This window comes from Actinomycetota bacterium (genome assembly GCA_035765775.1).
Taxonomy (GTDB): Bacteria; Actinomycetota; CADDZG01; order JAHWKV01; family JAOPZY01; genus DASTWV01.
This window is the reverse complement of sequence record DASTWV010000035.1, coordinates 62590-73538: the sequence shown is the minus strand read 5'-3', so window position 1 is coordinate 73538 and position 10949 is coordinate 62590. Positions and strand designations below refer to the sequence as shown.

The 10949-nt window shown below is 71.1% G+C and carries 12 protein-coding genes; 1 reads left to right on the top strand and 11 read right to left on the bottom strand.

Annotated features, from left to right (window positions below; translation table 11 throughout):
* Positions 1–44: 44 nt before the first annotated feature.
* The 11 genes from VFW71_07790 to VFW71_07740 form a co-directional block, all read right to left on the bottom strand.
* Positions 45–425 (bottom strand): cupin domain-containing protein, encoded by a 381-nt coding sequence (locus tag VFW71_07790; GenBank protein ID HEU5002663.1) that lies wholly within the window; start codon positions 423–425, stop codon positions 45–47.
* Positions 426–457: 32 nt separating this feature from the next.
* The gene (locus VFW71_07785; GenBank protein ID HEU5002662.1) at positions 458–1168 is read right to left on the bottom strand and encodes an ABC transporter ATP-binding protein; all 711 of its coding nucleotides are present in this window, start codon (positions 1166–1168) and stop codon (positions 458–460) included.
* On the bottom strand, positions 1169–1939 hold the full coding sequence (locus tag VFW71_07780) for an ABC transporter ATP-binding protein (GenBank protein ID HEU5002661.1): 771 nt from the start codon (positions 1937–1939) through the stop codon (positions 1169–1171).
* On the bottom strand, positions 1936–2835 hold the full coding sequence (locus VFW71_07775) for a branched-chain amino acid ABC transporter permease (GenBank protein HEU5002660.1): 900 nt from the start codon (positions 2833–2835) through the stop codon (positions 1936–1938). Before VFW71_07775 ends, VFW71_07780 begins: the two co-directional genes overlap by 4 nt.
* Positions 2836–2855: 20 nt before the next feature.
* Positions 2856–3764, bottom strand: coding sequence for a branched-chain amino acid ABC transporter permease (locus VFW71_07770; GenBank protein HEU5002659.1), 909 nt, complete (start codon positions 3762–3764; stop codon positions 2856–2858).
* 6 nt (positions 3765–3770) lie between these two features.
* The gene (locus VFW71_07765) at positions 3771–5027 is read right to left on the bottom strand and encodes an ABC transporter substrate-binding protein (protein HEU5002658.1); all 1257 of its coding nucleotides are present in this window, start codon (positions 5025–5027) and stop codon (positions 3771–3773) included.
* Positions 5028–5298: 271 nt separating this feature from the next.
* Positions 5299–5607 (bottom strand): type II toxin-antitoxin system PemK/MazF family toxin, encoded by a 309-nt coding sequence (locus VFW71_07760; protein ID HEU5002657.1) that lies wholly within the window; start codon positions 5605–5607, stop codon positions 5299–5301.
* A complete protein-coding gene (locus VFW71_07755; GenBank protein HEU5002656.1) occupies positions 5594–5854 on the bottom strand; it encodes a ribbon-helix-helix protein, CopG family in 261 nt (86 codons plus the stop codon). Before VFW71_07755 ends, VFW71_07760 begins: the two co-directional genes overlap by 14 nt.
* A 35-nt stretch (positions 5855–5889) precedes the next feature.
* Positions 5890–6726 (bottom strand): ABC transporter permease, encoded by an 837-nt coding sequence (locus VFW71_07750; GenBank protein HEU5002655.1) that lies wholly within the window; start codon positions 6724–6726, stop codon positions 5890–5892.
* Between the two features lie 53 nt (positions 6727–6779).
* Positions 6780–7832 (bottom strand): ATP-binding cassette domain-containing protein, encoded by a 1053-nt coding sequence (locus tag VFW71_07745; GenBank protein ID HEU5002654.1) that lies wholly within the window; start codon positions 7830–7832, stop codon positions 6780–6782.
* 72 nt (positions 7833–7904) lie between these two features.
* Positions 7905–8564, bottom strand: a complete 660-nt coding sequence (locus VFW71_07740; protein HEU5002653.1) for a PadR family transcriptional regulator — start codon at positions 8562–8564, stop codon at positions 7905–7907.
* Positions 8565–8689: 125 nt separating this feature from the next.
* Between VFW71_07740 and glgX the strand changes: the two genes are divergently transcribed.
* Complete coding sequence (glgX, locus tag VFW71_07735) at positions 8690–10891, top strand: glycogen debranching protein GlgX (protein HEU5002652.1); 2202 nt, start codon at positions 8690–8692, stop codon at positions 10889–10891.
* The last annotated feature ends 58 nt before the right edge of the window (positions 10892–10949 follow it).

Genomic DNA, 10949 nt, shown 5'->3' with positions numbered 1-10949 from the left:
CCCGGTCGTCGTACGGATGATGACCCGCTGTTCGGGTCCGGATGTCAGCCCCCGGAATATTCCTCGTCACTGACGTGCTCCCCCCACTCGGCCTCGCCTTCGGCCATCGAGAGGTGGGTCATGAAGTGGTCCGGCGCCGCCCCGTGCCAGTGCCACTCGCCGCCCGGGGTCCGCACGACGTCGCCCGGCCGGATCGTCGCGGCCGGCCCGCCCCGGGACTGCACCCGGCCCTCCCCCTCCGTCACGTACAGGCTCTGGCCGATGGCGTGGCGGTGCCAAGCCGTGCGGGCGCCCGGCGAGAAGTGGATGGCCGCCACGCCCATGGGATCCGGTGCCTGGCCCTGGGCGATGGGGTCGATCCACACATCGCCGGTGAACCAGGCGGCGGGTCCCTTGGTGGTCGGGGGTCTCTTTTGCACTTCCATGGCACGTCCTCCTGTCTCGGGTGAGGTGAGGGTCACAACCCAAGGTAGGCGGTCCGCACCTCGGCGTTGTCGAGCAACTCCGCGCCTGAGCCGCTGAGGGTCGTCCGGCCGGACTCCATCACGTACGCCCGGTCCGCCCGGGCCAGGGCCTGGCGAGCGTTCTGCTCCACCAGCAGCACCGAGGTCTCGTCGCTGCGGATCCCCGCCACCAGGCCGAACACCTCCTCGACCAGGATCGGCGCCAGGCCCAGGGAGGGCTCGTCCAGCAACAGGAGTCGGGGCTTCGCCAGCAGGCCTCGGGCCAGGGCCAGCACCTGCTGCTCGCCGCCCGACAGGTTGCCCGCCAGCTCGTCCCGGCGCCGGCCGAGGATGGGGAACCGCCCCAGGGCCTCGTCCAGCTCCCGGGCGAGCGCCGACCGGTCCCGGCGGCGCCAGCCGCCCAGGTCGAGGTTCTCCCGCACCGTCATCCGGGCGAACACCTCCCGGCCCTCGGGGACCTGGACCAGGCCGGCGGCCACGATGGCCGGGGGCTTGAGACGGGCCAGATCCCGGCCCGCAAACAAGGCGCTGCCCGAGCGGGGCCGCACCAGGCCGCTGAGGCACGACAACATCGTGGACTTGCCGGCGCCGTTGGCCCCGATCACCGCTACCACCTCCCCGGCGTCGACGGTCAAGGAGGCATCGACCACCGCCTGCACGGCGCCGTAGGACACCGCCAGGCGCCCCACCTCAAGGAGGGCCACCTACTCCCCCACCGCACTCGTGCCCAAATAGGCTTCGGCCACCGCCTCGTCCCGCAGCACCTCGGTCGGGGTGCCGTCGGCGATCTTGCGGCCGTAGTTGAGGACCGCCACCTTGGTGCACACGTCGAGGATGAGGCGCAGGTGGTGCTCGACCAGAACGACGGTCAGGCCCCCGGCGTGCAGCTCGGCGAACAGGACACCGAGGTCGGCCATCTCGGCTTCGTTCATGCCGGCGGCGGGCTCGTCGAGGATCAGCAGCCGGGGGTGCAGGGCCAGTGCCCGGGCGAGCTCCAATCGGCGCTGCTGCCCGTACGCCAGCTCGCCGGCGGTCCGGTCCCCGGCGCCGGGCAGGCCGACCCTCGCCAGCAGGGCCCGCGCCTCCTCCACCCGGGCGGCACGGTCGGAACGGGCGGCAGGCATGGCGAGGAACTCGGCGATCGTCCCCGGGCCGGGCCGCTGCTGCATGCCCGCCAGCACGTTCTCCAGGACGCTGAGGCCGCCGAACAACCGCACCCGCTGGAAGGTGCGGGCGACGCCGGTCCGGGCCAGGCGGTGGGAGGGCCAGGCGGTCACATCCTGGCCGGCGAAGGCGATCCTCCCGGCGTCGGCCCGCTGAAAGCGGCTGACGAGGTCCACCAGGGTGGTCTTGCCCGACCCGTTGGGGCCGATCAGCCCGTAGAAGTCGCCCTCCTCGACGCTGAGGTCCACGCCGTCCACCGCCTTGACGCCGCCGAAGTGGCGGGCGACGCCGGCGGCCTCGAGGAGGCTCACACCCGCTCCCGGCGGCCGACTGCCCGGCGGAGCAGGTGACCGACGCCGGAGCGGCGGCGGCCCGTGATGAGGCCGGCGGGGCGGAAGATCGTCAGCAGCAGCAACAGGGCGCCGTACACCGCGTCCCGGTAGAGCTGGGCGAAGCGGGTCACCTCGGGGACCGTGGTGAGCAGGCCGGCGCCCAGGATCGGCCCGGCCACGTGCCCGATGCCGCCCAGGGTGGCGAACACCAGGACGCCCACCACCCGCTGGAAGGTGTACAGCGAGGTGTCGATGAAGAAGTTGGTCCGGGCCTCCAGCGCCCCGGCGTACCCGGCGAGCACCGCCCCGAGCACAAAGGCAAGGAGCCGGTAGCGGGCGACGTCGATGCCCTGGGCCTCGGCGGCCAGGGGGTCCTCCCGGATGGCGTCCCAGGCCGTGCCCAGCCTCGTCTGCCACAGCCGCCAGCAGAGCGCCGTGACCACCGCCAGCGAGATGAACGTGGGCAGCGTCGAGAGGCTGGCGTCCGGGATGGTGAGGCCTTGGCCCTGGCCGGTGGCCGGGATGTTGAGGATGGCCGCCACCACCACCTGGCCGAAGCCGAGGGTGGCGATGGCGAGGTAGATGCCCGAGAGGCGCAGCGTCGGGACGCCGATCGGGATCGCCACCAGGCCGGCCGCCAGCGCGCCGGCGACCAGGGCGGGCAGCACCGCCACATGGGCGTTGAGGTGCAGGAGCACCGAGGTGTAGGCCCCCACCGCCATGAAGCCGACGTTGGCCAGCGTGAGCATGCCCGCCCGCAGGGTGAGGTACATCGACAGGGTCAGCAGGGCGTTGATCCCGATCTGGCCGAGCAGCAGCTGGTGGGCCTGGTAGAAGCCCACGGGGTCGGTGAAGAGCTGGATGAAGAACTGCACGCCCGTGGCCCCCGGGGGGGTCAGACCCGCCGCAGGGCCTGGCCCCGGAACAGACCGTTGGGGAAGGCGATCAGGGCCAGGAAGAGGGCGGCGAACGCAACCCCGAACGACACGCTGGAGCCGAAGATGACGAGGGCGGCGACCTCGGCGAGGCCGAGCAGGTAGCCGGCGACCACCGCCCCCCGGACCGACCCCATCGTCCCGAGCACGATGACGGCGAGGCCCTTCAGCTCGATCTGGTCCCGCCCCATGAACGGGTTGATGTCGTGCTGGGTGAGCCCGTACAGGATGCCCGCCAGCGCCCCGAGCGCCGAGGAGATGACGAGCGTCCAGGCGATCACCGCATCGACGTCGATGCCCATGAGCTGGGCGGCCCGGGGGTTCTCGGCCACCGCCCGCACGGCCCGGCCCGCCCGGGAGCGGCGCACCAGGACCTCCAGGCCACCGGCCAGGGCGATGCTGAGGATCAGCGTGGCGACCTTGGCATCCGGTATCACGATGCCGCCCAGAGAGAACGACCCGGACAGCGCCACGGTGGCCGGGAGGGCCCGGGAGTTGGCGCCGAAACGCACCTCGGCCAGGTTGATGAACACCAGCGAGAGCCCGAGGGTGGTGAGCAGGGCGCTCAGGGGCGGAGCCCCCCGCGCCCGGAGCGGGCGCAGGGCCACCCGGTCGATCCCGAACCCGATGGCGGCACACGCCAGGGTGGCGGCAACCAGGGCCAGGACGAACGGCAGGCCGAAGGTGACCGCGAACGTGTACGCCAGCACCGCCCCCACCATGAACACCGCCGAATGGGCGAGGTTCAGGATGTCGAGCACCCCGAACACCAGGGTGTAGCCCGCCGCGAACAGCGCGTAGATGCTGCCCGCGAAGATCCCGTTCAGTGCCTGCGAGACCCAGGTGTGCGCCGAGGCGGCGACCAGCACCGGGGGCTACGAGGGCTGCACGGTGGACACCAGGGTGAAGCCGCCCTTGCCGTCCATGGCCACGACGTAGATCGGCTGGTGCACGTCGTGGTCGGACGTGAAGCTGAACGGCCCGAGCGGGGTGTCCAGCGAGACGCTCCCCAGGGCGTTCTTGAGGGCGCTGCGGTCAGCCGCCACGCTGGTGAACTTCAGGCTGGCCTTCTTGGCGGCGGCGGCGAACAGCTCGACGGCGGTGTAGGCCTGGGCGGCGAACTGGTCGGGGTTGGCGTTGTACTTGGCCTTGTAGGCGTTGACGAAGGCGGTGTTCACGGTGGTGGTGGTCCCGAGGAACCAGGCACTGCCCGACTGGGCGCCGAGCCCGCCTGCCCCGGCCTGGGCGGACACCGACGACGAGTTGAAGCCGTTGCCGCCCAGGATCGGGCCGGTGTAGTGCTGGGTGCGGAGCTCGACGATGAGCTTCGGCGGCACGGCGCCAACGCCGGAGATGACCACGAAGTCGGGCTTCTTGCCCACCATGTCGGTGACGTAGGTGGAGAAGTCGGTGGTGGCCTTGGGGAACGACTCCGCGGCGACCTCTTTGATCCCGTCGGCGGTGAAGGCGGCCCTGAAGATCCCGGCGCCGTCCGAGGAGAACTTGTCGTCGTTGGTGAAGGCGAGGGCGACAGTGTGCGGCGAGTGCTGCTGGATGAAGACCTTGAGGTTGGCCGGGATGGCGGCTGCCTCACCGAGGCTGTCGCGGAAGATCCACTTGCAGTCGTAGGGGCAGTTGCCCACGATGCCGTTGCCGGTGTTCGAGGGGGCGATCACCGGGGTCATGGCGGCGTCGGCCACCGGGTGGGCGCCGACCGCGGTGTTGGACAGCGTCGGGCCGATGATGCCGTCCACCTGGCCCTGCTGGATCAGCTCCTGGAACTGCTGGGCGCCCTGGTCCTTGTCCGAGGCGTCGTCCCGGATGTCGACGCTGATCTGGCCGCCGTTGACCTTGGAGGCGTTCAACTGCTCCTCGGCGAGCATGATGCCGTTCTTCTGCTGCGGGCCGTAGATCGACCCCGCCCCGGTGAGCGACAGCACGGCGCCGAGCTTGATGGTCTTGCCGGTGTAGTCCGTACCGGTGTTCGTCGAGCTGGCCTTCTTACCGCAGGCGGTGAGGACGAGGGCCACGGCGGCGAACAGCGCCAGGCCGGTGCGGGCGGGATGAGGGAAGCGCTCCCCCAGCCCCTGCCGGATGGTCGTGACGGCGGCCCTGCCCTGCCCATTCCCCATGGTGCCCCCCTCCCGCTCGGCGCGGCCTTTCCCCTCCGCGCACCCGCGTACTAGAAGCACAAAGTGGGCCGGGGATACAACTCCGGGCGTGCACCGAGCCTGCCCGGGTCGGGCGCAGGCGCGCCGCCGGATGGCCCTCGCCGCCGTTCCGCGCAACATTTGCCCTGGAATGCACGGCTTTGGTTGCGCAGAACCTGTACCGGACCAGTCCGGTGGGTCCGGTGGCGGGAGCTCCGGTCCGGGGCTTCGACCGACCGCCCCGGCCGTGGCCTCAGCAGTCGGTCGCGGCGGCGAGCACCCGGCAGGCCTCGGCCAGGCGGGAGGCGGAAAGGGCGGTCACCTTCCGCCGGAACACCTGCCGCGGCAGGGTGTGCAGGTTGTCGAAGTTCACGACGCACTCGGTGGGCACCTGGTCGAGGGCGGGTGTCAGGCGAAGCTCGGAGACCAGGCCCCGCTCGGTCCGGGTCAGGGCTGCGACGACAACGGCGCCGATACGGTCGGCGACCGGGTCCCGGGTCAACACCAGTACCGGGCGATCGCCGCCGGGGGTGGCGGCGAACCAGATCTCACCCCGCTGCATGGGCGTCCCCGGGCCAGTCCGACCAATCCTCGGCGGGACCCCACTCGGCCACGCTGGCGAGGGCCCGCTCCCCGTCCTCCAGGGGCCGAGCCTCCCAGCGGGCGGCATCCTGCTCGGCGGCGAGGCGGAGCAGATGCCGTCGGACCGCCTCCCGGACGAGCTCGGAACGATCGATGCCGAGGCGCTCGGACCACGTCCGGACAGCCTCGGCATCGGCATCGTCGATCCTGAAGCTGAGCATCGTCATACAAAAAGCTTATCGTGTATGACAGTGCCAAGGCGCTACGCCTTGCGGTACCTGGCCACCGCCAGCGGGGCGAAGGCGACCACGAGGGCGGCCGACCAGATCAGCGCCCGCACCACGAAGTAGCCGGTCGGGTGGCCGAGGGCAGCCTTCGCCCCCGAGCCGAGGGTCAGTGCCCGCACGGCGTCCACCATCATCGTGATCGGCTGGTTGGCGGCGAAGCTCTGCATCCAGCCGGGCATCGAGGACACCGGCACGTAGGCGCTGGAGACGAAGGTGAACGGGAACACCATGAACCCGATCCCCTGGGCGGCCTGCGGCGTGCCCGAGATCATGCCCAGGGCGATGAACAGCCAGTCGAAGGCGATCCCGAAGATCAGGCACAGCCCGAGGGCCCCCACGGCCGCGGGCACCGAGCCGTGCAGGCGGAAGCCCACCAGGAAGCCGATGACGGTGGTGATCACCAGGCTCCACGCCAGGATGCCGAGGTCGGCAAGCACCCGGCCGGTGAGGGCGGCGGAGCGGGGGATCGGCAGGGAGCGGAGCCGGTCCACGAAGCCCTGCTGCAGGTCCTCGGCCACCGCCGCCGCCGAGCCCATGCCCCCGAACAGCACCGAGGTGGCGATAAAGCCGGGCACCAGGAAGTCGACGTAGCTGAGGCCGCCGGCCGAGATGGCGCCGCCGAAGACGTAGCGGAACAACAGGAGGAACATCGCCCCCTGCAGCGTGCCGACCACGACCAGCTGCGGGGTGCGGAGGAACTTCAGGATGCCCCGGCGGGCGATCTCCAGCGTGCTGACCCCGAGGCCCGCCTGGTGGGCCGAGGGCACCGAGGCCGGGCGTACGAGGTCCGGCGTTGCAGCTCGAATAGCCATTTCGTTACGCTCCTTCCGTAATAACGCCAGAGGGGTGGGGGCGGGTCGGCGGGTCAGGCGGCATGCTCGGCGCGGCGGGCCTTGCGCCTGCCGCCCCGGCCGCCCCGGCCTCCCCCGCTGCGCCCCTTGCCGTTGCCGTTGGCAGCGGGGTTGTCCAGGGTCTGGCCGGTGAGGGCGAGGAACACCTCGTCCAGCTTCGGGTGGCGCACGGCGATGTCCTCCAGCGCCCCGCCGACGGCGTAGAGCTTGGGCAGGTCGGCGATCAGCTGGTCGGTGCCGGCCGCCACGCTGACGCTCACCCGACGGGTGGCCTCGTCGATGGCGGGCTCCCCGTTGCTCAGGGTGGCCATGGCGGCGGCGACGCCGGGCAGGTCGGCGGCGTCCCGGACGTGGACCTCCACCACGCTGCGGCCCGCCCGCTGCTTCAGCTCGCTGGGGGTGCCGGCGGCGACCGCCTTGCCGTGGTCGATGATGACGATGCGGCTGGCCAGGTGGTCGGCCTCGTCCAGGTACTGGGTGGTGAGCAGCACATCGGTGCCCTGCTCGACCAGGCGGCGGATGGCCTCCCACAGGTCGATGCGCGCCCGGGGGTCGAGCCCGGTGGTGGGCTCGTCGAGGAGGAGCAGCCGGGGGACGCCCACGAGGCTGGCACCCAGGTCGAGCTTGCGCCGCATGCCCCCGGAGTACGTGCGGACCAGGCGGTCGGCTGCATCGGTCAGGCCCATCTGCTCAAGGACGGAGTCGGTGCTCGCCAGGGCCTGGGAGCGGGACTGGCCGAACAACCGGGCCACCATCCGCAGGTTCTCCCGCCCGGTCATCGTGGGCTCGACGGCGGCGTACTGGCCGGCCAGGCCCACCATCGAGCGCACGTACTCGGGCTCCTTGAAGACGTCGTGGCCGGCCACCCGCAGGGTGCCGCCGTCGGGCCGCACCAGGGTGGCCACCGAGCGGATGAACGTGGTCTTGCCTGCCCCGTTCGGGCCCAGGACCGCCAGCACCTGGCCCGGCTCGGCGACCAGGTCCAGCCCGGCGAGGGCCTGGGTCGTGCCGTAGGCCTTGGTCAGGCCGGCGGCTTCGATGATCGGGGCTTCGGTGATCGGGCTCACGGTGCCTCCTTCCTCCATTCGGTCATGCGGTGAGGGCACGGTTCCTTGTGGTTGACGTTCGGCGACTGCGGTTTATGACGACGGAGCGGTCGGGAATTCATCGGCCAGAAGGGCCTCGGGTGGGAAGCGGGGCCGGCTGCTGCGGCCATGCCACTCGTGCCACTGGTCCAGGCCGTCCAGCGACCCGGACTCGATGTCCTTCACCAGGAGCCGGACCCAGTCGAGCTCGGCCTCGTACAGGGTGATCATGTACTCCGCCTCAAGACCGTGGATCCGGGGCAGCCCGCTGGCCTCCATCTCCTGCAGCACCGCCCGCATGGCGGTCATCCAGAACTGCAGGGCGGTGCAGCGCTCCTGCAGGGCGACCAGGGCATCCTCGGGGGTGAGCCCGCCGATGAACGACAGGGCAGCCTCGAACTGGAGGTACTCCTTGGCGGGCCGGGCGACGAGGTCGGTGAGCCAGTCGTCGAACTCCCGCCGCCCGGAGTCGGTGACCTCGTAGACCGTGCGCTCCGGGCGCCGCCCGTCCCGGATGGTCTCGGTGGCATGGATGAGGCCCCGCTTCTCGAGCGACTCCACCACCGAGTACAGCGACCCGTAGTTGAGCTTCACGCTCTCGTGCTTGGCCCGGACCCGCAACGTCTGGGCCACCTCGTAGGGGTGCATCGGCCGTTCCTGGAGGCAGGCGAGCACCGCCAGGGCGAGTGGGTTGGAGCGTCGTGGCGGTGCCATGCCTAGAGATTACTCGGAATCGAATAGAAGTCAATACCTTATTTGGGCTCGGACATCTCGCCCGCCCCGGTAAAGGCCCAGCGGGGATGCGGCCGGGTTGACAGGCCGGGGCGCCGCCCGGGATCGTGTGGCCCGACGTGTCTCGTGAACCGCCCGCCCGCCGGACCGAGCTCAGGGTCTGGCCCGGAACGCCCTCCCCGTTGGGAGCCACGTGGGACGGGGAGGGTGTGAACTTCGCCCTCTGGTCCCCGCATGCCCACGCGGTCGAGCTCTGCCTGTTCCCCGACCCTGCCGGCCCCGCCGGGGCCCACCCGATCGTGGGCGAGGAGCGGGTCCGCCTGACCGAGCGCACCGACTTCGTGTGGCACGGCTACCTGCCCGACGTCCGGCCTGGTCAGCTCTACGGCTTCCGGGTCCACGGTCACTACGCCCCGGCCGAGGGGCTGCGTTTCAACCCCAACAAGCTGCTGCTCGATCCCTACGCCCGCTCGCTCAGCGGCCCGATCCAGCTGTCGGCGGACTGTTTCGGCTACGTGCTGGGCGACCCGGACGAGGACCTGTCGTGCAGCACCACGGACAGCGCCCCGCGCCTGCCCAAGTCGGTCGTGGTGGACCCGGCCTTCTCCTGGGGCAACGATCGGGCGCCCCGGACGCCCTGGAACCGCACCGTCATCTACGAGTGCCATGTCAAAGGCCTGACGGCCGCCCACCCCGGCCTGGCGCCGGAGCTGCGGGGGACCTACCTGGGGATGGGGTCGGAGCCGGTCATCGACCACCTGAAGGAGCTGGGCGTGACCGCCGTCGAGCTGCTCCCGGTCCACCAGGCGGTGACCGGCTGGCACCTGGCGAAGCTGCGCCTGAGCGAGTACTGGGGCTACAACACCATCGCCTTCTTCGCCCCTGAGGTGCGCTATGCCAGCCAGCCCGGCCGCCAGGTCTATGAGTTCAAGTCCATGGTGCGGGCGCTGCACCGGGCCGGGATCGAGGTGCTCCTCGACGTGGTGTACAACCACACCGGCGAGGGCAGCGAGCGGGGGCCGACGCTGTGCTTCCGGGGGGTGGACAACCTCGACTACTACCGGCTGAACCCCGAGGACCGGCGGCGCTCGGCAGATGTCACCGGCACGGGAAACACGCTGAACGCCTCCCATCCCCGGGTGGTGCAGCTCATCTGCGACAGCCTGCGGTACTGGGTGGAGGAGATGCACGTCGACGGGTTCCGCTTCGACCTCGCCCCGGCGCTGGCGCGGGCCAACGGCGGGGTGGACATGGCGGGGGTCTTCTACACCGCCGTAGGCCAGGACCCGGTGCTGTCGAAGGTGAAGCTGATCGCCGAGCCCTGGGACCTGGGGGCCGACGGCTACCGCCTGGGCGGGTTCCCCGCCGGGTGGGCGGAGTGGAACGGCAAGTACCGGGACTGCATCCGGCGGTTCTGGCGGGGGGACAAGGGGGTTGTGCCCGAACTGGCCTCCCGGCTGGCGGGCTCGAGCGACGTCTTCGCCGCCAGCGGGCGGGGAACCTACGCCAGCATCAACTTCATCACCGCCCACGACGGCTTCACCCTGGCCGACCTGGTGTCCTACGAGCACAAGCACAACGAGGCCAACGGCGAGGAGAACCGGGACGGCAGCGACCACAACCTGAGCCGCAACTGGGGGGCCGAGGGGCCGACGGCCTCGGCGTGGACCAACCGGATGCGGGACCGCATGCGCCGCAACCTGATGGCCACCCTGCTGCTGTCGCAGGGGGTGCCGATGCTGCTGGCGGGCGACGAGATGGGCAACTCCCAGAGGGGGAACAACAACGCCTACTGCCAGGACAATCCCACCGGCTGGGTGAACTGGGACCTCAGCCCGGAGGACCGCCGGCTCATGGCCTTGACCGCCCAGGCGATCGAGCGGCTGCGGGCCAACCCCGTGCTGCGCCGGCGCACGTTCTTCACCGGGTCGCCGCACCCGAAAGCGGGGCCCCGGTCGCACGCCGGGGCACGCACCAAGGACCTCACGTGGATCCGCCCGGACGGCCAGGAGATGACCATCGCCGACTGGGCCACCGAGGACAACCAGGTCCTGGGCATGCTGATCCGGGGCCAGGCGAGCGACGACGTCGATGAGCGCGGCCGGCCGGTCTACGGCGACACCATCTTCCTGCTCATGAACGGGGGCGCCCGGACCCGCTACTTCGTCCTCCCGAAGCTGCCCACCCAGGGCATCTGGGAAGAGCTCCTGAACACGAACCACCCCGGCCCGTCCCGGCCGGTGAAGACGCCGGCGCTCAACTTGTTGAGCTACTCGCTCATGCTGCTGCGCTACCTGGAAACTCGCTGAAACCCGCGGGAAACCGATGGCCGCCAAGCGGTTTGGATAAACTCCGGCACTGGACAGC

Bases quoted from the DNA above. Each gene is read 5' to 3' on its own strand.
- VFW71_07790 (HEU5002663.1), bottom strand. From the start codon at position 425: ATGGAAGTGCAAAAGAGACCCCCGACCACCAAGGGACCCGCCGCCTGG.
- VFW71_07765 (HEU5002658.1), bottom strand. From the start codon at position 5,027: ATGGGGAATGGGCAGGGCAGGGCCGCCGTCACGACCATCCGGCAGGGG.
- VFW71_07760 (HEU5002657.1), bottom strand. From the start codon at position 5,607: ATGCAGCGGGGTGAGATCTGGTTCGCCGCCACCCCCGGCGGCGATCGC.
- VFW71_07755 (HEU5002656.1), bottom strand. From the start codon at position 5,854: ATGACGATGCTCAGCTTCAGGATCGACGATGCCGATGCCGAGGCTGTC.
- VFW71_07750 (HEU5002655.1), bottom strand. From the start codon at position 6,726: ATGGCTATTCGAGCTGCAACGCCGGACCTCGTACGCCCGGCCTCGGTG.
- VFW71_07740 (HEU5002653.1), bottom strand. From the start codon at position 8,564: ATGGCACCGCCACGACGCTCCAACCCACTCGCCCTGGCGGTGCTCGCC.